At 46.6% G+C, this 24,261-nt stretch carries 20 protein-coding genes; 8 read left to right on the plus strand and 12 right to left on the minus strand.

Annotated elements, in window-relative coordinates:
* Positions 1–6 precede the first annotated feature (6 nt).
* Positions 7–933, plus strand: a complete 927-nt coding sequence (locus J2736_RS22745; protein WP_310500884.1) for a YncE family protein — start codon at positions 7–9, stop codon at positions 931–933.
* A gap of 300 nt (positions 934–1,233) precedes the next feature.
* Here the strand turns inward: J2736_RS22745 and J2736_RS22750 are convergent, their stop codons facing one another.
* A complete protein-coding gene (locus tag J2736_RS22750) occupies positions 1,234–1,929 on the minus strand; it encodes a response regulator transcription factor (protein ID WP_310500885.1) in 696 nt (231 codons plus the stop codon).
* A complete protein-coding gene (locus J2736_RS22755) occupies positions 1,926–4,247 on the minus strand; it encodes a sensor histidine kinase (RefSeq protein ID WP_310500886.1) in 2,322 nt (773 codons plus the stop codon). The genes J2736_RS22750 and J2736_RS22755 overlap by 4 nt, the downstream gene beginning before the upstream one ends.
* A 135-nt stretch (positions 4,248–4,382) precedes the next feature.
* Between J2736_RS22755 and J2736_RS22760 the strand changes: the two genes are divergently transcribed.
* The 5 genes from J2736_RS22760 (at position 4,383) to J2736_RS22780 (ending at position 9,128) form a co-directional block, all read left to right on the plus strand.
* Positions 4,383–4,805, plus strand: a complete 423-nt coding sequence (locus J2736_RS22760; protein WP_310500887.1) for a MarR family winged helix-turn-helix transcriptional regulator — start codon at positions 4,383–4,385, stop codon at positions 4,803–4,805.
* A 111-nt stretch (positions 4,806–4,916) separates the two neighbouring features.
* Entirely contained in the window at positions 4,917–5,759 is an 843-nt protein-coding gene (locus tag J2736_RS22765) for an SDR family oxidoreductase (protein WP_310500888.1), read from the plus strand.
* A 170-nt stretch (positions 5,760–5,929) separates the two neighbouring features.
* A complete protein-coding gene (locus tag J2736_RS22770; protein ID WP_310500889.1) occupies positions 5,930–6,739 on the plus strand; it encodes a hypothetical protein in 810 nt (269 codons plus the stop codon).
* 86 nt (positions 6,740–6,825) lie between these two features.
* The gene (locus J2736_RS22775) at positions 6,826–7,539 is read left to right on the plus strand and encodes a response regulator transcription factor (protein ID WP_310500890.1); all 714 of its coding nucleotides are present in this window, start codon (positions 6,826–6,828) and stop codon (positions 7,537–7,539) included.
* The gene (locus J2736_RS22780; RefSeq protein ID WP_310500891.1) at positions 7,536–9,128 is read left to right on the plus strand and encodes a HAMP domain-containing sensor histidine kinase; all 1,593 of its coding nucleotides are present in this window, start codon (positions 7,536–7,538) and stop codon (positions 9,126–9,128) included. The genes J2736_RS22775 and J2736_RS22780 overlap by 4 nt, the downstream gene beginning before the upstream one ends.
* On the opposite strand, the gene J2736_RS22785 is transcribed toward J2736_RS22780, so the two are convergent.
* Positions 9,090–11,015 (minus strand): ABC transporter permease, encoded by a 1,926-nt coding sequence (locus J2736_RS22785; RefSeq protein WP_310500892.1) that lies wholly within the window; start codon positions 11,013–11,015, stop codon positions 9,090–9,092. The genes J2736_RS22780 and J2736_RS22785 overlap by 39 nt on opposite strands.
* Positions 11,002–11,769, minus strand: a complete 768-nt coding sequence (locus J2736_RS22790) for an ABC transporter ATP-binding protein (RefSeq protein ID WP_310500893.1) — start codon at positions 11,767–11,769, stop codon at positions 11,002–11,004. Before J2736_RS22790 ends, J2736_RS22785 begins: the two co-directional genes overlap by 14 nt.
* 175 nt (positions 11,770–11,944) lie before the next feature.
* Between J2736_RS22790 and J2736_RS22795 the strand changes: the two genes are divergently transcribed.
* A complete protein-coding gene (locus J2736_RS22795; RefSeq protein ID WP_310500894.1) occupies positions 11,945–12,616 on the plus strand; it encodes a response regulator transcription factor in 672 nt (223 codons plus the stop codon).
* Positions 12,613–13,647, plus strand: a complete 1,035-nt coding sequence (locus tag J2736_RS22800; RefSeq protein WP_310500895.1) for a sensor histidine kinase — start codon at positions 12,613–12,615, stop codon at positions 13,645–13,647. The genes J2736_RS22795 and J2736_RS22800 overlap by 4 nt, the downstream gene beginning before the upstream one ends.
* A 63-nt stretch (positions 13,648–13,710) precedes the next feature.
* Here the strand turns inward: J2736_RS22800 and J2736_RS22805 are convergent, their stop codons facing one another.
* From J2736_RS22805 to J2736_RS22840, 8 genes are all read right to left on the minus strand, one after another.
* Positions 13,711–14,916 (minus strand): YhgE/Pip domain-containing protein, encoded by a 1,206-nt coding sequence (locus tag J2736_RS22805; RefSeq protein WP_310500896.1) that lies wholly within the window; start codon positions 14,914–14,916, stop codon positions 13,711–13,713.
* Positions 14,917–15,006: 90 nt separating this feature from the next.
* Positions 15,007–15,630, minus strand: coding sequence for a TetR/AcrR family transcriptional regulator (locus tag J2736_RS22810; RefSeq protein ID WP_310500897.1), 624 nt, complete (start codon positions 15,628–15,630; stop codon positions 15,007–15,009).
* Positions 15,631–16,121: 491 nt separating this feature from the next.
* A complete protein-coding gene (locus J2736_RS22815) occupies positions 16,122–17,306 on the minus strand; it encodes a glycoside hydrolase family 88 protein (protein WP_310500898.1) in 1,185 nt (394 codons plus the stop codon).
* A gap of 51 nt (positions 17,307–17,357) precedes the next feature.
* Positions 17,358–18,989: a response regulator transcription factor gene (locus J2736_RS22820; RefSeq protein WP_310500899.1), complete on the minus strand. Its 1,632-nt coding sequence runs from the start codon at positions 18,987–18,989 to the stop codon at positions 17,358–17,360.
* A gap of 12 nt (positions 18,990–19,001) precedes the next feature.
* The gene (locus J2736_RS22825) at positions 19,002–20,807 is read right to left on the minus strand and encodes a sensor histidine kinase (RefSeq protein ID WP_310500900.1); all 1,806 of its coding nucleotides are present in this window, start codon (positions 20,805–20,807) and stop codon (positions 19,002–19,004) included.
* A gap of 91 nt (positions 20,808–20,898) precedes the next feature.
* Positions 20,899–22,431 (minus strand): extracellular solute-binding protein, encoded by a 1,533-nt coding sequence (locus J2736_RS22830; RefSeq protein WP_310500901.1) that lies wholly within the window; start codon positions 22,429–22,431, stop codon positions 20,899–20,901.
* A 38-nt stretch (positions 22,432–22,469) separates the two neighbouring features.
* Positions 22,470–23,342 carry a carbohydrate ABC transporter permease gene (locus tag J2736_RS22835; RefSeq protein WP_310500902.1) on the minus strand — a complete coding sequence of 291 codons (873 nt, stop codon included), beginning with the start codon at positions 23,340–23,342 and terminating at the stop codon, positions 22,470–22,472.
* Between the two features lie 12 nt (positions 23,343–23,354).
* A complete protein-coding gene (locus J2736_RS22840; protein ID WP_310500903.1) occupies positions 23,355–24,257 on the minus strand; it encodes an ABC transporter permease in 903 nt (300 codons plus the stop codon).
* Positions 24,258–24,261: the final 4 nt, after the last annotated feature.

Raw genomic sequence — 24,261 nt, forward strand, 5'->3', positions numbered from 1 at the left:
GACTACATGTCGTTCCTCGATCCCGCTTCTGGCAAGATGGAGAAGCTTGTCGTAGGTAAAGCCCCTTTTGCTATCGCAGAGGGGCGCAATCATCGCGCATATGTGTCGACAGCTGAAGGTGTAGCCGTTATCGATACGAAGCTTCGTACACGGCTTGCCCTTGTCCCTTATCAGGCTAATGTGGGAAAACCAAACTTTGGCGAATATCGCTCTGGCGGCATGGGCATTGCCGTATCGCCAGATGGTAAATTCGCTTATATCGGTGTCTATCTCAGTGGCGGCAAGAGTCAGCTTGAGATTTTGGATACCGAAAAGCTCACGATGACAGGCCGAGTGCCTGTTGGCGTTCGACCTTTTGATGTCGTAACCAGCCTCGACGGCCGCGAAGTATACAGTATCGACCATGACGGCTATACGGTGACGGCTGTCGATCCTTTTGCCCTCAAAGGCCGCACGCTAGAGGCTGCTCCTTTCGGTAAAGGCGGCTTCGAGAAGCCGCACTACGCCGCTGTCCGCTCAGATGGCCGCCTACTTCTCCCTTACCAAGGCCGCGGCCTAGTGGTGCTTGATCCGAAGAGCGGCAATTACACAACCGAACCCCTGACGGGGAACACACACCAAGAGGGTGTTACGCTTACCCCGGACGGCACACAGTTGCTGATCGTTGGCATCGGATCGGCTGGCAGCGCAACGGGTAAGCCTAATTTGACTGTGCTTGATGTGAACACCTATGCAGAAAAGATCCTTCCGTTAAGCCGCATGCATCAAATGGTCGCCAGCAGCGCTGATGGACGCTATGCCTACCTCACAGGGGGCGTCACTTATGCCGATACGGGCTGGAATGGGATGACAGTGGTAGACCTGTCAGCAGGCACGACGCGTGAGTTCGAGTTGCCTGATTACCCGCTGGATGTGCAGCTATTGACGAAATAACTAGTTTCAACTAGACGACGAGGTTGCAAAGTTTCTGACTTGGAGTCAACCTGTTATTTGAATTAACTGGAAAATATACAGTTATTTAGGCCAGGTTCACTAGAATAATTGATTTAACTGGAAAATATGTAGTTAAATCCACCTTTTTAGTAACAAATAGCTAAATCAGAGGAAATTAACTACATTTTTTCCATTTAATTTCCGGTTTTCCGTAAAATATTAATATTTAACTGTATAAAATCCATCTATTTGCCTGGAAGACAGTAATTTTCACGAATTATCGTCCGTATCACTAGAAAATCAATCCCCCTTCGCCATATAACCAACACCAGGGTAGGTCACAATCTGGTCCTGCCCTTCGGTGTGGCTCTTCAGCTTCTGCCGAATCCGCGCGATGGTAACGCGCAAATACTCGACCTCATCGCGGTACTCGCTTCCCCAAATTTCGCTCAACAACTGCTCATGTGTCATCACTTTTCCTACATGCTGCAACAACAGAACAAACAGATTGTACTCCGTCTCCGTAAACTTCACTTCGGTGTCTCCTGCCCAAATGCGTCGCTGAGCCAAATTGACATTCACAGGTCCAACGGTCAATTCGCTTACTGTAGAGGTGGCAGGCATGCGCCCATCCAAACGACGAAGCACCGCATTGACTCTGGCAAACAGCTCGTCCAACGAGAAGGGCTTGGTCAAATAATCATCCGCACCGAGATTCAAGCCCTGCACCTTATCCGCACCATTGCTCCTTGCGGTTAGCATAATGACCGGCACACTTGAATAGGTGCGCAGTCTGCTTAAAACCTCGAAGCCATCCATCCCTGGCATCATTAGATCGAGTAAAATCAGGTCCGGATCAGCTGCTTCTGCCTTTTCCAACGCTTCGCTCCCGCTCTGACAGGCGACTGTCTCGAATCCTAACGATTTCAGATTCGCCGAAATGAAACGGATGATTTTGGGCTCATCGTCAACGATCATGATTTTCTTTGCGCTCATGCTAGCTCATCTCCCCCATTAAATCGCGGTATCATCAATGTGAAACGACTCCCTTCACCCAGCTGGCTTTCAACCCCAATGGTTCCACCATGGGCATCCATAATCCCTTTGCAAATGGCCAGACCCAGACCTGTTCCCCCCGTTTGGCGGCTTGATGAGACATCTACGCGATAGAAGCGATCAAACAATTTGCTTTGATGCTCCTCTGCAATACCGATGCCATTATCTTGCACGTGAACGTAGACATACTGATCATCCGCATGGGAGGTTACGCTTATGATCGGTTGCCGCTCATTGTAACGAACCGCGTTGATAAACAAGTTCAAGAAAACTTGCTCCATACGGAGCTTATCTGCAAATACCAACGGTGTTTCTGCGGGCAACCCCACTTCGAATCGAGGCCTCGCTGCGCTGATTTCTTCAGGCATTCTGTTTCTAGCACTTTCGATCACAGCAGTTAATTTCAACGATTGTGGATGAATGCCCATCGCGCCCGATTCGATTTTGGAAATATCCAGCCACTCATCAATAAGATCTTGGATACGGCCTATGTCTTCATGGATACCCTCTAGAAGTTCCAGCTTAAAGTCCTCATCCCAGTGCGCGTCCCTGCGCAGCAATGTTTCCACACCACCGCGGATACTCGTAATCGGGGTCTTGAATTCATGCGATGCGAGTGAAATGAGATCGTTCTTCAGCGCGTCAATTTCATGCTCTTTCGTTCTGTCCCGCCATACATAACCACGGCCAAAAACCCGCCCCTCCCGCGCAACTTGAAATGCAGATACCATCATAAATCGAGGCTTGCCTTGCACGGTATTCACGGTTAAAGCGCTCTGAATCCTAGGCTCCGCCGTCAGTTTGCTCAGCTGAACTTTTTCCTGGTCGTCCGTCAAAAGCTCGGCGATCCGCTCGAATAAATCAGCCTCAGGCATATGGGCTAATTCGCCCATCGGAATTGCGAAGCTTTCTGCCATCTGATGATTGGCATACAGCACGTTATGCTGCACATCAATCAAGACGATCGCATCGGACATGCTTTCTAGGACAGCATTCAATGTCGCATGCTCGTCCTGTAATCGCTGTGTTCGCTCCTCTACGCGATGCTCAAGCTCGCTATTCAGCTGCAGCAAGGCGCGTTGGTTCTCCTTAATCTGTGCCGCCATGCGGAAGAAATGCTCCGCTAACTGATGCAGCTCCGATGGGGCTCCCCGCGGCACGACCTTCGTATCAGGCTGGGCGAACGATCCTCCAGCTAGTCGCTGTGTATAGCCGACTAAAGCATGGATCGTCCCGTTTAGCCTCTGGGCCAACAGACTGCCTAGCAGCACGGTTAAGATGAGTGTGAAAACTAGCAAAAGCAACGTGATCCGTAATGATTCGGTGAAAGCTGCGTTGACAGCTGCTGTTGATCGGCTTACCCAAACGATGAGATTCAAGTCTGGTATCAGCTTATAGGTAATGAGTTCTTTATGTGATGAAGTGCTTAGCGTGTAGGTGCCTTCTCCTTGTTTTAACGTTTTGGCATCTGCCACAACTGGCTCTTTCGATAAATCCGCCATGGACGCCGTTAACGCAGCATTCGGGTGATAAATAGGCTTGCCTGCATGATCCAGCACAACAGGATACGTCTCTGTCCCGTAATCGTATTTCGTTACAAGCGTCTTAATAGGAGCTAGCTCCAACACAGCCAGAACAAAACCATCCACTTGTTTATTCCCTTTGTAAATCGGTACGGAAATAGCTAAAGCTGGTTGATTCAAGCTCTCTGGACCTGTAAATAACGAAGAAATAATAGCTTTCTGTCCGGCCCTCACCCGACTGGTGTAGTCCCGATCATTAACATCTACACCAATTAAGTCCATGGACATTTGATGTGTCGCTTTGATGCTCCCCTTATCATCCACCACATAAATGCCTGTAAATCCCTCCAAGTTCTCTTGCAGCGATTGCAGCTTCAGCGTCAGGCTTTCTCGGGTCCTGAATGCAGCATCCGAGGCCGAAATCGTAGCAGCCAAAGTTTCAACCGCATTGCGATGATAAGACATGTACGCTTCGACCGCATCTCCGAGGCGATATGTCGTCTGACGCTGATTTTGATTCGTTTCCTGTGTAATATGTTTAATTTGAGAAACCTGGAAACCGCCTAGAATCAGGATCGGAATCAAAGCCATAAGGGCAAAAGTTATCGTTAAATGTGATCTCATCGAAAAATGCTTCACTTCAAATACCCCGCTCTCCAACCCAAGCTTATGCTTGGCTTTCCCACTTATTTTACCACTGTCAAAATTGTAATGAAAATGAAATCTAACTTTCATGTTGTTTTAATGTAACTTGCCTATAATAAAGACCAACCCCCCTTTAAAATATAAACTTAGACTCACAGCCCGTTGCTGTGGGTCATTTTTTTTGGCATACTGGTTTAAGACTATAATCATAAAGGGCGGCTTTGTATGACACCTATGACACCTGAACATGAATGGATGACGACCAAATTTCGCGAGATCAAGAATGTCATTTCCTCCTACTTAACGCAGGTGCTGCCTCAATTTCAAATATCACCGATCATGATGTACGTCCTAGAGTACCTGCGTAAGCACCCCGATTGCATCGCCGTCGATATTGCCAACGAATTTGGATTAACCCGAGGAGCGATTACACAGTTGTTGGATAAAATGGAGGAACAGGGCCTGCTCGCCCGCAAACCCCATCCGACAAGTCGCCGCAGTCACCTCCTGCAGATGACGGATAAAGGCAACGAGCTCATAGTTAACATACTCGCTGCGTATAATACCAAAATCGAACAACTCTTTACTTCCTATACAGAGGAAGAGCTCGCGACATTGCAACAGCTGCTAGCTAAAATGCCTGTCTAAAATCCCGACAATCGTTGGGGTTTTTCATTTTCCAGTTGACGAATTCGATAAGCAGTTGTATTGTTTAGTTTCTAAACAGTTAAATAAATAAACACGTAAGGAGTTCATCATATGCATAAAATTATGGCTATTACGGGGGCATCTTCAGGTATTGGACTTGCTACCGCCCTGAAGTTTGCCGAGCTTGGCTGGACGGTCTATGCAGGTACGCGCAATGTCACTCGGGACCAAGATCAGTATGCTGACGTCGCGAATCTTCATTTTATGGAAATGGAAGTAACGGATCCGGCTTCGATGGAAAAAGCCTTCGGCGTCATTGAGCAGAAGCATGGGCATCTGGATGTGCTCCTCTGTAATGCAGGCTTCGGTTTCCTGCGGGCGCTGGGTCAAGCTAGCTTCGAAGAGATTCAATCCGTATTTGATACGAATGTATACGGGGTCATGCATACGATTCGAGCTGGACTTCCCTTGCTTCGCAAATCGGATTCTGCTCATCTTATCGCGACAACGAGTATTGGCGGCTTGGTCGGTCAACCTTTCAATGAAATTTACTGCGCAGCGAAATTTGCTGTTGAAGGCTTGCTTGAAAGCTTAGCTACCTACTATAAGCCTGCTTTCGGTATCGACGTCACGCTGCTTGAGCCTGGTGCGATTGCGACGAATTTTAACGCTACGGTCATGGACCACGTTCAAAAAACCGGCGGCATCCTAGAAGACGACTACAAGCCGATTTTGACCCAATACATGGCCGCATTCGCCAGCCGCAATTCCATACCGCAAACCTCTGAGTCTGTCGCTGATGTTGTCGTCAAGCTCGTGACGGAGATGGAACCTAAACCGCTGCGTCTTCGCACCTCGGAGAAAGCTGAAGCTTTCGTTCAGTACAAAGTGAGCCAAGACCCTACGGGCCTTGAGGGGATGCTGAATACACGGAAGCTGCATTTGAATATGTAAAGGTTGCGTGAAAGCACCACCTCGAGGTCTTCTCTGGGGTGGTTTTTTGCGTAAACACATAATTTCCCACAATCTTACGATAGGATGTCCATAATCTTTCGGTACAGTAAGGGTGTAAGGGAAATCAACCATCCCTGCATGCTACATAAATCGAAAGGAGTTTTCACATTATGAAAACAACATGGAAAAAACGCGCCGTTCAAACGAGCCTTCTAGCTATTATGACTACCATCGCATTCGGTGCAGTAAGTGCATCTGCGGCGGATACAACAAGTGAAGTACATCCCACTGCCAAAGCCATTCAAATGGTAAAGTCTGTTGGAGCAGTGCCAGCCCTTCAATTCCGCTCTTCGAGTGTAGGCTTGCTTAACCAACCTGCTCATGAGCGCAACTATTTGAAAATGCTGGCTACAACGTACGCACCAGATACCCTTGCTGACTGGAAGAAAGCACTCGATGATCGGAAACAAGCAGAGGCGGATCTGCCTAAGCCTTCCTTCGCTCAAACACTAACGATCAGTAAAGATGCTTTGACGGATGGTACGTTACAAGCAATCCCTGCTGAAGGTGCTACTTTTGTTACTTCCTTCACAGACGGAAAAGCGATTGAAGCTTTGCCTCCATTAGCGACTCTCACAGCTACCGAGATCAAAGATCTGCCAGAGGGAGTAACTCATCCTACAAAAGGCTTCCTTACAAGCATAACGAAGTCGTCCGACGGAACAACTCCAGAGCAGATTACCCGTCTTCTTCCAGTTGAGGCTGGAGTCACGAGTGATATAATGATAGCTAAGCCAGTAGAGTCTGAGAGCATGAAGCTTCAACAAAAATTAACGGATGCGGTAGAAGCAGATGATGCAGAAGCTATCCGTGCGATCTTGCCAGATTTATTGAAAGACTTTGTTAAGGGAACAGAAGACTTGCGTGAAATGACCAAAAATATCAAAGCAAATCAACCTACTGAAACTGAAAACAAATAAATGATAAGCAAGGTGGATCCGGTCGCATATGGTGCGATTCGGCTCCACTTTTCCTCATGTTATAGAAGGCATGGAAGGCGTGATACATGATGTATAGGATCTATTTAGTAGAAGATGAAGAACATTTACGAGGCGTATTAGCGGCCTATTTGGAGAAAGAGGGGTGGCAGGTGCGTTCGTTCCCCGATGGAACCTCAGCTAGAGAAGCCATCTCGGAGCGGCCGGACTTGTGGGTCCTCGATATTATGCTGCCTGGCGTAGATGGATTCCAGCTCATGCGTGAAATTAAAGCTGATCAACCGACGCAGCCGGTCATTTTTATTTCCGCGCGCGATGCCGATATCGATCGCATTATTGGTCTTGAGCTTGGGAGCGATGACTATTTGGCCAAGCCATTCTTGCCTCGTGAGCTTGTGATTCGTTCACGCAAGCTACTCGAACGTGTCTATGCAGGTCATAGCCACCAAGGAAACGGGATTCTGACTGCTTCTTCCGAGCGACGTGTGAAGCCAGCTACAACATTCGCCACCTACACCATCGACGAACCCGGCCGATTAGTAACCGATCTGGCTGGCAACACGCTCGATCTGACTTCGAAAGAATTTGAACTGCTGCTCTATTTCGTCCAAAATCAAGGACAAGTCCTCGAACGCGAACAAGTTTTACGCTCGGTATGGGGCATCGACTACTTTGGCACCGATCGTGTTGTCGATGATTTAGTGCGTAGAATCCGCCGCAAGTTACCTGAACTTCGCTTAGAAACCGTATACGGATACGGGTATAGGATGGTGAAAGCATGAGTCTTCGACTAGGACAGTGGCCGCTTGCTCTGAAATTATGGAGTGCCTTCGCTGCATTAACCCTGCTGATTTTCACATTGCTCGCAATATTATTGCCTTGGACACTAAAAGGCTTTTTCACCGAGCAGCTTTATAGTATCCTGCTGGATACACAAAGCGGTCTCCAAGTGGAAGCAACCCTAGCAGAGCCACGCCCTGCTTTTGCAATTCCTATTGCACCTATTGCTCAAAAGCCTATAGATCTTACAAAGTCACAGGAACAACCAACACTCGGTAACCGTGTCATTGTTGTGCCTAGTGGCGAAGCCAGCGGCACGGTCAATATGGGGGCACAGCCGGGCATAAGCACTTCTGTCGGCACATTGACGGCAGTCTCTACGTTATCTGCTCAGATCACGGCTCCTCTGGAAAGTACATTGACTGGCCCTTCCATCCGTCATTTCACCATTAGCGGCACACAAGCAGCTGAGGCCATCGCAGCTACAACGGCTACTACGACAACACTCCATTCAGCAGAGCCATTCATGGCTGCTATGGAGAAAGATGCCTTAGCCCAACTGCTCCCCGTGGAGAAGTACTCACGCAATATTGACAACAAAAGCATCTTCTATGTGATTCGAAAAGAAGTCACCCAAGGAACGCCTAACTTTATCGTTTCCTACGCTTGGGGCAACTATCGCAACGATCTGATTATGTCGATGTTCGGCAGATTGATGCTGCTGATGGTAGGCCTAATCGTAGCCAGCTGGCTGCCCTGCTTATTGTTGGCCCGCTATTTCACACGCCCGCTCGTTCAGATGGAGCAACATGTGGGCCGAATGGCCAAGCGCGATTGGCACGAGCCGATCGATACAGGCCGCCGCAAAGATGAGATTGGCCGCCTTGGCAAAGCCATCGAAGGGATGCGCCAGCGGCTTGTGAAGCAAGATCATGCGCAGCAATTCTTCTTGCAGCACACCTCACATGAACTAAAAACACCGGTTATGGTGATCCGCAGTTATGCGCAGTCCATCCAAGACGGTGTTTTTCCGAAAGGTACGCTGAGCGCGAGTATTGGCGTCATTATGAAAGAAGGCGAACGCCTAGAGAAGCGCATTCGCGATCTGTTACTGTTGAACAAGTTGAATTATTTCACGGCCAAGGAGAAGCCCTTCCATCCGTTCGATATCAAAGCTGTCATCGAAGATGTCGTTGAACGTCTCCGCTATCGGCGTCCCGAGATGGACTGGGAGCTGCAGCTCGCTCCGCACACATTGATCGGTGATCAAGAGCAGTGGAAAATCGCGTTAGAAAACATGCTCGACAATCAACTCCGTTACGCCGAGACTTGCATTCGTATCTGCGTTAAGCCCGCTCCTCATTTTGAAATGAGGATGAGCAATGATGGACCGCTGCTGGATCAAGACATCGCAGATAACCTGTTCGAACCTTTCCGCACTGGCGGTAAAGGGCAATTCGGTCTCGGTCTGGCTATCGTGAAACAAATCATGGATCATCACGCGATGAGCGTTCGTGCTGCGAATGAAAACAATGCTGTCACGTTTACCATTTTACCTGCTGACAATACGGTTAGAGGCACCGAGACATAGCACAAAGTAGCAAAAATAAATAGCCGCGTAAATGCTCGTCGTAATTAGAATCGGGATGAGAAGATTTCCACCAATCAATTGAATCGTCGCTAGTGCCTTGAGAACCATGATGCTGTGCACAACACCTATCAGTAAAGGCAGCATGAACACGAATAGTGTCTGCTTGGCGATAGTCGTCCGGATTTCCTTGCGGCTAACACCGATTTTGCGCAAAATTGCATAGCGTTCTTTATCTTCATTGGCGTCCGTGAGCTGTTTGAAGTAAATCATACACCCTGTCGCGGCTAGAAAAACAAGTCCAAGGAAGCCTAACGTGAAGATATCCATCCCTGCGGATTCCATGTTTTGACGATACTGGAAATAGTACGAGGACATCCCGTTCTGGTCGCTTTTCAGCTTCATCAGGGTATCGCTGGTTACTTTCGTCGAGGATTGATCTTTCACCACATACCCTTTGTACACGACCTCATCCGAACCTGGCGCCAGCTGTGCATACAGGCTATCGCTCACAATGAAGCAAGCATCCGGGAAGCTCCACGGGAGTACTCTGCCTACGATGCGCTGTTTCACCGTCAGGGTCTGACTACCCGCCTGAGAATTGAACGAAATCGTATTTCCGACCACCTCATTATCGGTAAACGTGGCGTATCTCGGCTGAATGACGGCGATATCGTTGTCTTTCAGTTCAATCAGGCCTTGTCGGTTCAACACATCGGAAGTCTTATTGTATGTGGAGGCCGAAATCAACTTAATCGGAACAGCTTTCGCATCATAGCTCGATGGATGATAGTAGAAATTTGTTACGTCCGCCTTCACTCGGATGATGGGAACATCCAGCTTGACTGTAATTGGGTGCTCTTTATCCTGCTCCAAAATAGTGCTGACTTGCGTATCAAAGTTAGTTCCTTGCGAAATGTGCATGTAGCTGAAAGGCGCTTCATCTGCAGCGTCATTCGTAATTGTAAAAAACGCGCTTGAACCTACCGTAACCGCACAGAGTGTCAACGCACTGAGCAGTGCAATCATGGTGAACATCCGTGTATTCCCGCGAATGCGATAAATCAATTGGGCCGTAGAGATCATGTTCATGCCCTTATAGTAGCGAGATTTCGTCTTCTGGGCGATTTTCAAGATGTAAATAAGCGCATACCGAAACAGCAGGTAAGTACCCGCGATCAAGCTGCCGAAAATAAGGAGGAAATTCCGCCCCATCTGCGCAGAGGTCGTCATGGGTTGGAATACGGTCCAATAACCGAGAATTATGAGTCCGATGGCAAGAATGGCCGAGAAAATGGAAGGCTTCGGTACCTGCTCCCCTTCCTGCTCCGCTTTGAACAATTCCACGAGCTGAAAGCGATAGATTAAGCGATAGCTATGGATTGAAGTCACCACGATGATAATTGCAAACACGATAAGCGTGTTCACGATCGCCTCGGACGAAATGCTGAAGCTGACTTCAACCGTTGAATCCAATAGCTTGAGGAACATCATCGCGAACAGTTTGGACAGCAATGTACCAAGTACAATCCCCACGCCAACTGCGCCAATCCCCATCATCATATTTTCATAAAATAGCATCGTACCAATTTTACGCTTCCTAACACCAAGTAAGGCGTATAGGCCTACTTCTTTCTTTCGCTTTTTGGTGAAAAAAGAGTTGGAATACCAGATAAATACCGCTACAAACAAGATGAGAATAATGGAGGCTTGGGTAAAGACGGACTTCATGCCCTCCCATTTTTGCATATTCGCTGCAATCTCCTCGCTATACCGCAAGGATACAAACGTATAATAGATCACCACACTGAAAATCATTGAGATAAAATAAATCAAATAGTTCTTCAGATTACCGAGGACATTCCTTCTGGCCAGGCTAAATAAGGTCACTAGCCCCACCCCCTAGTACCGAGAGCACATCCATGACTTTATTGAAAAATTCCTTACGTGAAGACGTCCCTCTATTTAACTCTGTAAATAATTTACCATCTTTAATAAAAACAACACGTGTACAATAACTTGCTGCAAAAGCATCATGTGTCACGATGAGAATCGTTGACTGATCCTGCACGTTCAAGTTCTGCAAGCTTTCTAATAGTTCTGTCGCCGACTTGGAATCTAGTGCCCCTGTTGGCTCATCCGCAAGCACAAGGCTAGGGTTCGAGACGATGGCTCTGCATGCAGCTGTACGCTGCTTTTGCCCGCCGGAAATTTGGTACGGATACTTATCTAGCAGCGGATCGATTCCGAACTTCTTACTAATCACCTCTACGCGGCGTTCTAATTCAGCTACATTCATCTTCGCTAGAGCGAGGGGAAGCAAGATATTTTCTTTTACAGTCAAGGTATCCAGCAAATTGTAATCCTGAAAAATGAATCCCAACTTCTCGCGGCGAAACGTCGCCAGCTCAGCCTCACTCATCTTCATCAGACTTACTCCGTCCACCATAATTTCCCCCGAGGTAGGTTGATCGATCGTAGCTAGCATATTCAGCAGGGTCGTTTTGCCTGATCCGGATGGCCCCATAATACCTACAAATTCCCCTTGCGTAATCGTTAAATCAATATCCTGCAACGCGGTAAATACATTTCCTTTGGACCCATACACCTTCTTCAGTTGCTTTGCTTGGGCAATCGTTTTCATATCGGTTACTCCTCCAATACGCATGGTTTGAATCTTATAGCTCTATCTTACAGCCTTCTCATTGCCTCAACCATCGAAGTAACTTACAAGTCCTCGTGCAACCTTACAATTTTGTCATGATTGTGCTACCATTTCTGGTATCGCACTATTTGTCAGTACTTAGGAGGTTCCCTCTGTGAAAATCATGATTGTGGAAGATGATAAAACGATACGGGATACGGTAGCTGAAGCATTAGGCCGCTGGGGTTTTGAGACAGTGATCACGGATCAATTCGACACCGTACTCACGCTTTACGTCAACGAGAATCCACATCTCGTGTTGATGGACATCAATTTACCTGCGTTCGATGGTTTCTACTGGTGTCGCCAAATCAGAGAACTATCAAATGTCCCGATTATTTTCCTCTCTTCGCGCAACACACCTATGGATATGGTCATGTCGATGAATATGGGGGGCGATGACTTTATCCAGAAACCTTTCTTCACAGATGTCCTAGTGGCCAAAATCAATGCCCTCCTGCGGAGAACCTACTCGTATATGGAGACTTCAGCTAATGTAATGACGCATAATGGCATCGTTCTGAATTTGAAGGATGGCGATATTGCTTGTGGAGATCAGAAGACGGAGCTGACTCGAAATGAGTTCAAGATTCTCACCATTCTCATGCAGCATCAAGGCGCAATCGTTAGTCGTGAGCAGATGATGCGAGGGCTCTGGGAAGATGAAAGCTTTGTCGACGACAATACGTTAACCGTTAATATTACCCGCCTTCGCAAAAAGCTTGCAGAACTTGGACGTGATGATTTCATCGCAACCAAGAAAGGACAAGGGTACATCATTCCATGAACTTTCTTACTTATCTGAAGGATAAACGATACTTCATGGGCATGTATGCGTTGACGATGTTATTCGTTTCACTCATTATGCTTGTCAGTGTAAAAGGTCAAGCTGCCCTTAATAATATCACCTACACGAATGCAGGTTGTTTTTTATTTGCAGCCTTGTATATAACTATCGGTTACTTCTACCGAAAGTCTTTCTACAAAGAGCTTCAGGAGTTTCTGAGCAAAAGCGATCAACAAGATTGGGTCGCCGCGGCGATGCCTGAACCCCAAACCAACGAACAAGAGATCTATCTCCAGCTGCTGATTCAGCTTTCAAAGGATCAGAGAAACGAGACCAAACTCCTACACACGGAGATCCGAAATCATCAGGACTTCATCCTCTCATGGATTCATGAAGTGAAACTGCCCATCGCCGCAAGCCGCCTTATTATGGAGAACCGTGCAGGCAAAACAGCTGAATATCTCGTAGATAAGCTCGAAGATGAGCTGAGCAAGATCGATAGCTATGTTGAGCAAGCACTCTACTACTCACGTATTGACTCCTTTTCACGGGATTATTTCATCTCTGAATTGTCGCTTAACACACTTGTTAAAGAGAGTGTCAAGAAAGTCGCGAAGCTGTTTATTACCAAACGTATTCGTCCGGATATTGAAGAGCTTACTCACTACGTGAACAGTGACAGCAAGTGGCTTAGCTATATCTTAAATCAGATTGTGGCGAATGCCGTGACTTACACGGACAATGGCGGCATCATTCGCTTCCGTTCGGAGGAAACTGATTCCGAGAAGCGACTAATCATACAAGATACAGGGATAGGCATTGATGCTGCTGACCTGAGTCGGGTTTTTGATAAAGGTTTCACAGGGAAAAATGGCCGAACACACAGCCGCTCTACGGGGATGGGGCTTTACTTAGCGAAGCAAATGGCGATCAAGCTGGGTCATGATCTATCCATTCGTAGTACTGAAGGGGAAGGGACTGCGGTTACCATTCACTTTATGAAGATACAATCTTATAATGATTTGCGTTGATATCTCAAATAGACAAGCCTCCAAACCTGGATGTCAGGTTGGAGGCTTGTTTTACTACCCGTATTACATAGAAGGTGAAGTCTCAACCTTAGCTGCAGGTTGCTCGTGCTTTTTCAACAGAGATAAGAAAATAACCACAACGGCTACGACACTTATCGTGACTAATGTCCACATTGGACTGCTCAAATTCAAGTTTTGACGGAAGTAGAACAAATCACGAAGTCCTTCCGCAGAGAAGCGAAGCGGCAGCCATGAGTACAACCAATCATGACTAAATGATGGCAATAGCTCAGCCGGTAGAGAAAGCACCGGGGCGCCGAAGAAGAACACGAGTACGAATAACGGCACTCCTTTTAAACCAAGCCAGCTGACGACAGCTGTTTGCAACAAGAAGAAGGCAAAACCGACAAAGGTAAGGAATAAACCAATCTCCCAATAATTTGGAATGGATAAGCCCAGCCATTTCCCCGCAACAAGTAGAATACTGGCAGCAGAAGCCGCGGTGATTACGACACCACTAAGCAATTGGGAAGCTTGAATGCCAAAGCGATGCGAGCGTGAGCCTGTTTGTGTTGCTTTTCCAGCTGCCATGAACAGGAGTAAAGTTGTTACCATGGCTCCAAACCAAGCCAGTTGAGTCAATACAACAGGTGCATTACCATTCGCACTACTTGTGCCCACAGCATTCACATTCTTACTCGTAATAACGATTGGTGATGCGAGTGCTTTGGTTTGGTCAACCGTAAGCGTGCCGCCTCTTTGGCTGACTTGCGTTAACAGTTGCTCCCTCACTTGACCGTTAACGCCATTAAGAATCTGGCTCAGAACACCGTTCGCCATCGTAGCCGCTGTGTTATTCATCCCCTGATTCACATAAACAGTTAGGGATGACGCCTGCGGTTGTGGAGATAATAAGCTAGCTAGTTTCTTACTGAAATCAGCTGGAATGACAATCGCCGCATAGGCTTGCTCGCGGTCCATCGCATCGATGGCCTCTTGCTCACTGGCCAACGTTGTCCATTTAAGTGGAGACACGGTGTCAGCTTGAGCTGGAGCAGCGGTTATTTTCTCCTGAATCAGTTTACCAAAATTCATTTCTTGGCCTGTCGGAAGCTTCTCACCCGCATCCATTTGAACGAGAACGACAGGTAAGTTCTTAGGCACCGGGTTAACGGTTGAGCCGAGTTGAGCAATACCCAACAGAAGAATGACGAAGAACACGGCAATAATGGCGATATACGGGTGTTTTTGCTTAAAAAAATGATTCATTGTAATGCCTCCTTAGATTGGTATTTGGTAAAACTAATGCAATTCCTTATTTCATTCAACGTTGTGTGAACGAAATTACTAAAAAAGAAATCACTTTCTCCAAAGTGATACGGTGAAAGCGACCATTCTTTTTAAATAACTATCGATATCTGTCTCCAACACATTCACGGCTGTGAATTGCCCTAGAACAGCCATCATACCTACGGAAATCACTTGCTTAGCCGCAGCTCTGAAGTCCATTTCCCGAATTTCGCCGGCTTCCGCTCGTTTCGCTAGCGCATCCGTTAATGCCAAATGGCGCTGCATAATCAGCTGAGACATAAAATTCTTATCCTCGGAAACAATATTATCCGAATCGCGCAGCATAATCTTCATAAAATCCGGATCTCCGATCATAGTTTCCACCAATCTAGAGATGAACAGATACAGCGCTTCTTCTAACGGCTGACCGGGATGAATCCCTTTAATCAACTGATCCATGAGCTCCATACGCGTGTGTTGAGCCTCGCGGAAAATCGTGTCCAGTATCTCCTGTTTCCCCCCAGGAAAATAGTGATACAACAAGCCATCGGTAATCCCGATATGCTTATTCATAGCGCGAATCGACGTCCCGTGATACCCATGCTGGGCAAATAATTGCTTAGCGCCAAGTAGAATTTGCTCTCTGCGTTCAGCCGCTTGATGATCTCGGCTTGTTTTCGGAATTCTTTTCATAAGCTACAAATCTCGCTTTCGTCATTTCGTTCAACGACCGTGTAATGAATTATAGACCACTATTTTTGTAAAAGCAAGTGACAACCATTATTAATAAGTAGTACTACTACTACCACGAAAGCAGCAAAACGGTACTAAACACCGTGGAACATATCGTTGTGAAACATTTCAGGATCCCTTTTTTAAAAAGAGGGAGTAGTAGGCAATCCTCAACATCCCCAAACAAACTATGGGCATTTCTTCACCATACCTTCAATTGCGTACAGTTTCTAATGTCTAACTTTTCAGCTATTCTTATAATTGGCTGATCCCTTCATGTATTCCTGAACAGTAGCTAACTTCAATTCCTCCGTATATTGATTAAATGTTTGTCCATCTTTAGCCATAGAAAAATCCCCTTCAAGTTGTGCTCAGTTCTCCTTAAGATACCATAAGGTTTTTTCTGAGTGTCTACCAAAGGGGATATTACCAGCGCACCGGTTTTTCACCATTTACCAATACATGCACCAATCGTGCCGTAATCGAACTAATGCTTCAAAGTAGTAATAATCGCCCCATAGATTACACTCATCCACACCCATATTCTGCGGAACGCTATAAACGGCGTGAAGAAGTACTCCAGTGCAGGAAGGCTCTTGAGCGGCTGTGTAGCTGTCAGTTAATGATCGGACGATTGCAATCGCCGCTCCTTCGTAAGCTCGCTTATCGGGATCGCTAAGCGGGAGATGACGAGACATTTCTAAGATTCCGGTTGCGGCAATAGCCGCTGCTGAGCTATCACGGGGGACGCCGGCCCCGTTCAGACTAAGATCCCAATAAGGCACACGATCGACAGGGAGCCGGTTCAAGAAGTAGTTGGCCAGCTTTTTGCTTAAGTGAAGATATTGTTCGTCATGTTGGTAGCTGTAGGTTAACGGCAGCCCTGCAATGCCCCAAGCCTGACCTCGCGCCCAGCAGGACTCATCGGAGTACCCACCTGATGTACGCCCGAAGCGAGGCTGGCCTGTGGCTACATCAAAGTAGAACGTGTGATAGGTTGAAGCGTCTTCTCTTACGATATGTCGAGCTGTTTGCTCGACATGCTTGACAGCGGCCTCCGCATAACGAGGGTCTCCGGTTACTTCACTAGCCCAGTACAATAAGGGTAAATTGTTCGTACAATCAATAATGATCCGGCCCTGCTGCTTCGGGTCCTGCAAATTGCCCCATGCTTGAATAATACCTGCCTGTTCCCAATACCGGTCCATGAGTCTATCGGCTGCCTCCAGCGCCCCCTGCTTCGCTGCATCGCTGCCAGTAAGACGATAAGCGGCGACACATGAAAGCGTATATAGAAAGCCAAGATCGTGGGTCTCAATGTCGCTTCGTTGCTGTATACGCTCGATAAAGCTGTTGACATGGATTTCCGCACATGCTCGATATTTCGCATCTCCGGTCACTTCATAGGCGAGCCATAGCATGCCCGTCCAGAAGCTGGTCGTCCAACCGACATTAGGACCCGGCATATACACCAAATTCTCGGTGGTTGGGCCAGGAAATACTTCTGTAAATGCCTCAAGCTTCCTGTCAATTTGCTTGATGACATAAGCGATCGCCTGATCGATATAGCCCGTATCAATTTCGGACTGTGTGTACCTCGCCCGCTCTTTTATACCTTCATCATAAACCTGTTTCATCTGTGCTCCTTCCGGTACCTCGATGGAGGTTACCTCCCTAAACTTCATGCGCTATGAACGTTTCAAACCGCTTGGCAGTATGCCCCAATGCTTTAAAAATAATTTGGAAAAGAAACCCGTATTTGTATACCCTACTTGCCTTGCCGCTTCCTGGACCTGAGCGCCCTCATTAAGTAATTGTTTTGCCTTGGTCATCCTTCGTTCCAGTACATAGCTTGAAAATAGTTGCCCAGTCTCGTATTTAAATAATCGACTTAAATAAGAATGGTTAATAAACAGACGTTCCGCCACATTGTATAAACTAATATCATTATCCAGTTCGTTATCAATCATGTTCAGTACATCTTGAATGAGTTTATTGCCACTCAGATTGTTTGATTGACGACCGAATTTGGTGATGTTCCGTACAAGACGCTTAAAGAAATGATCGATCTGCTCTCGGCTTTGCAGCATTTGCACATTTTGAATTGTATTGTAATCGGTACCGGCAATCTCTTGGACTGACCAACCGCGACGCTTGATAATGCCTAGCAGCAAATGCACGAGCAACAGCACCTCTGTCTTCACCTCTTCGACGGTGCCCGATCGGTTAACCGCCGAGTGGGTCAAGCGAAGCACCGTTTCAACGGCCGTCGGTTCATCCCCTTTTTCAATACTGATTTCAAGCAAACGTTCATCGGAGGATACCGCTTCGCGAACGTGGATTTCATCCACGTTTTCTACGCTGACTAGACTGTTATTCTCGTGGAACGGATAGACGACCCCACCACCGTATAGGATTCGCTGACTAAGCGCTGCACAAGCCTGCCGATAGAGATCAGCCCCGCCAAACCGGCATCGCCCTGTGCCGCTGATACCGACACTAAGCGATGCTTTCAAGCAGTCACGAACGGTAGACTGAACCCGAGCTGCGTAGAAGCCGGCACGAAGTTGAAGATCTCCGTCAGATTCCTCCTCGTTTCCTGCCAGCAGCATAACCGTAGCGCCCCTATCATCCTGAAACACATAGGTATTGTCTCCATCAAACAATTCAAATGATATACTATGTAATGCAAAGTTAAGCAAATCCGTATCGTCGGCTCTATAACGATCCGTGCCTGCTTCCGGTGCATCCATCTCCATCACTAGAATAGTATAAGGATCTCCCTGCTCAGGAAGTAAAAGTTGAACTTCCTGACTATGCCGCTCAATCTCCCAATCCTTGTATGCACCGGCCATCCAACTGCTCAGAAACAAATCACGAAGTCGAGGCAAGTGGCTGCGCCATTTGGTCTCTAGCATCGACAAGCTGTGACGGCTTTCCCTTTCCTTGGAAAGCTTTCCAGCAGCCTCTAAGACCGCCTGCAAAACCTCTTCATTTTCCGCCGGCTTCAGCAAATAACGTTGCACGCCCGCTTCCATGGCACTTCGAGCGTATTCAAAGTGCTCATGGCCGCTTAGAACAATCAGCTTAATCTCGCTCCATTCAGAAGCAATCTGCCTAGCCAACGCCAAGCCGTCCATTTCCGGCATCTGAATGTCCAGCAGCACAATATCCGGCAGCTTACGCTTCATCAATTCAAGCGCCTGCACCCCGTTCTCTGCCTGACCGACAACCTGGATCCCGTGTTCCTCCCAAGGTATGGTTACAGCAATTCGCGTTCTAATCGCAATTTCATCTTCAACGAGAATTAAATTCATCATGCTGAATCTCCCCTATGCCTCTCGCGGAAAAATGAGCGTTACCTCGGTTCCCGACGTGTTGCTTTTGATATCCATATCGGCACCTTCACCGTAGTAAAGCAGCATGCGAGATTTCACATTGCTTAATCCAAAAATTTCGTCGGGCGTGTCCTGCTCTTTGGCCAACAAAAACATTTGGCCGACTGTTATTTGCGCTAGCTTATCCCTAATAAAAGTCAAGCGTTCGTCAGAAATACCCTGGCCATTATCGTTAATGCGGATAATCAGCTTACCTTCTTGCACGTTAGCCTCAATCCGCAACAGCTTGCTGCCTACCCTTTTCTCTAAACCGTGCAAAATCGCATTTTCGACCAACGGCTGCAGCAGCAGCCGCAAAATGGAACGTTTCGCCGCTTCTTCCGATACAAACGTTTCTACCGCTAATTGATCTCGAAAACGCAGTTTCTGCAAATTCAAATAATATTGTAAGTTGGACACCGATTCCCCAACCGTAATAATTTCTCTTCCCTTCCCCAAGCTAATCCTAAAAAACTTAGATAAGTTGACAACCATAGAGCCGATATCCTTCTCACCGCTCAACATGGCCGCCGAATAAATGGAATCGAGTGTGTTATATAGGAAATGCGGATTAATCTGAGCTTGTAAGCGCTTAAGTTCTGTCCTTGCTAATCGGAGTTGCAGCTCGTATCCTTCCTGAATCAACTGCTGCTGTTCCTCTGCCATTTGATTAAATGAATCCATCACAAAGCCAAACTCATCTTCTCGATGATGTGTAATCCGTGTTACGAGCTGTCCCTTTCGCATTTTCTGCATCGCATTGACAAGATGGCGCAATGGCTTGGAAATATAGATAAAGACGACCCACGCACTCCAAAAGGCAATACATAGACTGATAATAATAATGACAACCGTCCATCTCTGCAGCTGCTGTGTTTCATGAAATATTTCAGCAGCTGGCTGAACAAGCACAAGCGACAAACCTGACTTATCCGATACAGATTGTATAATCAACTGATCTCCCCACCGAAATGAACCGCTCTCCCTCGGCTCGATAATTTCCTTCGCAAGTTCCGATTCACCTGACATTTCAGCTCCTGTGGAAGCAACGAGTCTCTTATCTGCCGTGTATAAGTACACCGTCGCCTTTGAAGTCGGCAATAAATCACGGATTAAATTCGCAAAATAGCTTTTACGCAGGACAAGAAGAACCACATTGTGCGTTGCCGGCTGATGCTGGTCATAATTGTTCATGAGCCGCATCAGGACGATATTTTGGGTATTCAAAACAGGATCCGGTTGTCCGCTTGATTGTAAACGATTAGATGATGGGATAAAGATGGCGTCCGCAAATCCGCTTGCAGCAGCTTGTTTCACCCATTCCTCCTGGTTAGGCTGATCGATTCGCTGATAGCCAAGCGTCGTCAACAAGGTATGCGAATAGGAATGTAGAATGGCTGCATGAGCAAACATTGTATTTAACGTTACAATTTGAGATAGCTTACTCGTAATTAGGCGAAAATCAAACAAGGTCTCGCCCTCAAGCTCACTCCCAGCCTTTGATAGCATCATATTCAAGTCACTGTCATTGGCAAGCTGTAACGAAAGCTCCTCTGCACCTTGAAAACTCAGATCAATATAATTCATTACCGCTGTCAGTCCGTGTTGGGTTCGCTCCATCAGCCTATTCTGCAGAATATCCTTAGACTTTAGATTTGCATACAGTGCAGTTCCAACTAGCGGAATGAGGGTAAGGACGAAAATGATCGTCAACCGGACTTGCGTCGATTTCTTCGGCCAACGCAGCCATCTCCGTTCCATAGCTTTCATCCTCTCCATGATTGCGCAGAGACAGAAGGAACGAGCGTAAGGCGCAAATGCACCCGAAGTTCGTTCCATATCATTCATGCCATTACTTTTTCTGCTTATACCATTCGTTTACCTCATTATAGCTGACCTCCCCGCCCGAAGCTTTAAATTTTTGTCTTGTTGCTTCAAGCGTAGAGATGGTATCTCCACCTGCGATAAGTTTTACTGCGTAATCCGTTGTTAGCTGATTAAGCTGTAAATTGTTTTTGGAATACGCAGCTAAGTAAGGGGAAATCCCTAATGGATCAATTACACGGGAGCCTGACGGTTGCTTTAGATTTAGAATCTCCCACGCCTCAAATAATCTTGGATCTTTTCTAACGCGTGCTTGCCAGTAAGCTAGGTAATTCTTCTCATCAATTCCTGAAAGATAGTTATTAGCCGCATTGCGCTCATCTACGAAAATCGGCAGAATCGGACTGTACGCGCCGTCCTTAAACGAATAATGCTTGCCTTCTTCCCCAATCGCCATATTCTTGAACGTATCCGAATCCAACTTGGCGTTCAGCCACTTGACTGCATCTTCCGGATTTTTGGAAGATTTCGGTACGAATGTAATTGCCGAGAATCCGGCATTGCCCGGGAAGCCCATCTCACCATCCGGTCCTTTCAAGACGGAGAGGAATTGTGCTTTACCGCTTGGAATATTTTTTGTTAAAGCATCAATGAGTGTCGGTACATCGGAATATGCCGCTTGAATAATACCGACTTGTCCGCTTGAAAATTTCTGTTTCACGTTATCTGCTTTGTTCAGTACAAACTCATTATCAAGCAGCTTCTGCTTATATAAATTATTCATGAATGCAATATATTTCTCGAATGCAGGGTCAAGCAAACGCGGAGTCAGCTTACCACCGTCTTCGTTCCAGGCGTTCGCCATACCGAAAGCGCCTACGATATTATCCACAAAAGGTAAATCCCCACGGATAGACATAGGAAGCAATTTGGCGCCAATCCCACCTGGATCTTTCTCTTTAAAAGCTTTCAACACGGCAGTAAGCTCATCTAGTGTCGTCGGCATCTTCATATTCAGCTTCTCAAGCCAATCCGTACGAATTAAGATACCTCCTCCCGTATTCGGGTTGGCTTTTGTCGGGATCGCGTAAATTTTCCCGTCCACTTTAGCGGCATCCAACGTTTCTTGAGAAATCATCTTTTTAATATTCGGTCCATATTTCTCAATGAGAGGTGTCAAATCGACCAACGCACCTCGCTTGGCATAGTCAGCCCATTGCGCTTTGGAATCGCTCGTCCCACTGATCGTCACCGCATCGTAAGGTTCATTCGTAGACATTAGCAAATTCAGCTTATCTTCGGGTTTATCCTGAGGCAGCATGTCGTACTGTACTTTATAACCTGTCTTTTCTTCGAGCATCTTGGCCACTGGATACGTATTATAATCATCCTTCTGCCAAATCTGAAGTGCTTTAAGCGTAGGCTTTGGCCCAGCTGCTGCCTTAGTCGCTTGCCCCCCGGTTGCCGGAGCATTCGCAGCGCCACCTCCACAAGCTGTAGTAAGTAGGCTTAGAGAAATTAGTGAAGCCGTAATTGCCGTAATTTTGAAGCTATTCCTCATTGTAACTACCTCTCTCTATTTGTAATTTAGAATATTGGTCATCCTTTTACGGAGCCAATTAAGACACCTTTGATAAAATATTTCTGAAGGAACGGATAGACGAGTAGGATTGGAACCGTAGAGGCAATGACAGTCGCAGATCGAATCCCCTCAGGAGTAACATTCATGACATCGTCCAACTTTCGATCTTCCCGCAAATTCGACGCATCCATAACAATATCTCGCAGATATAGCTGCAGCGGCTTTAGCTTCGGATCGCTCACATACAACATGGCATTAAAGAAATCATTCCAGTACTGTACGGCGTAAAATAAGGCTATCGTTGCTAATACAGGCCCGCTGAGGGGAAGAATAATACGGAACAGGATGGTTCCGTACCGAGCGCCGTCCATCTTGGCCGACTCCTCTAGGCTTTCCGGCAAGCTTTCGTAGTAACTTTTTATAACCAATAGGTTAAACACGCTCAGCATGGAAGGCAGGATTAACGACCAGACATTGTTGATCAACCCCAACTGACGGATTAACAGGTAATTCGGAATAATACCGCCGTTAAATAACATGGTAAAGACGAATAGGACAAGCAGGATTTTCCCGCCTTTTAGCTGCTTTTTGGAAAGCGGATATGCTGTAAGCGCAGTAATAACTAATGACATTAAGGTCCCGACAACGGTAATAAAAACAGACACTTGAAAGGAACGCAAGAACGTTGCCGATGTAATGACAAAGGTCATCGTTTCCAGTTGAAAGCCTACTGGGAGCAGCCCGACTTGACCGGACACAACCGCCCATTCCTCACTGACGGCTTTATTAAAGATATTAATAAACGGGACGAGCGTAATAATGGAGAAGGAGATGAGAAGGAAGTATATACAGCCATCCATGATCCTATCTGCCTTGCTGAGCCTCTTCATTGTTTTCTCCTCCTACCATATACTGCGTCCGGCATACTTCCGGCTCAATGCATTTCCAAGAATTATAATCACGAAACCAACAACGGAATTAAATAAACCTACTGCAGTACTAAAGCTGTAATCCATTTGTCCGAGACCGATTCGATAGACAAAAGTGCCTATCACATCACCGGTTTCGTAGACGAGCGGATTATACATCGTTAAAATTTGCTCTGTACCGGCGTCCAACAAGTGTCCGATTCTCAATATAAACATCAGAATGATCACCGGAACAATACCAGGAAGCGTAATAAGCAGCATTTGCTTTATTCTACCCGCTCCATCGATAGACGCTGCCTCATACTGCTCTTGCTCAATTCCAGCAATCGCCGCAATGAATACGATTGCGTTCCAGCCCGTTTCTTTCCAACCGGCAGTAAAGACAAGAATACTTCGAAAGTAAGCGTTATCAATCAAGAAACTGATTGGAGTTCCGCCAAGAAGTTCGATGATTTGATTGACTAAGCCGTTTGATGTAGAGAGCAGGTTGACGAACAATCCGGCAATGATGACCCACGATAAAAAATGTGGCAAGTAGACAATCGTCTGCACAACGCGCTTAAATATCATTCTTCTTATTTCATTGAGCAGCAGTGCTACCACAATGGGGATGGGAAACAAAATGACGATTTTATAAAGACTGATTAACAGCGTATTGCGAAATACTTGGTAAAACTCATCCGAATGAAACAGTTTGCGGAATTGCTCAAGGCCAATCCATTCACTACCAGTAATACCGCCAAAAATATTGAAGTCCTGGAAAGCAATTAATATTCCGTACATTGGCGTATATTTAAATAATAGAAGAAACGCTACTCCGGGAATAAGCATTGCGTACAATTCCCAGTGCGAATAAAAATATCTTGCTTTGTGCATATCG

The organism is Paenibacillus qinlingensis (genome assembly GCF_031455095.1).
GTDB classification, from domain to species: Bacteria; Bacillota; Bacilli; order Paenibacillales; family NBRC-103111; genus Paenibacillus_E; species Paenibacillus_E qinlingensis_A.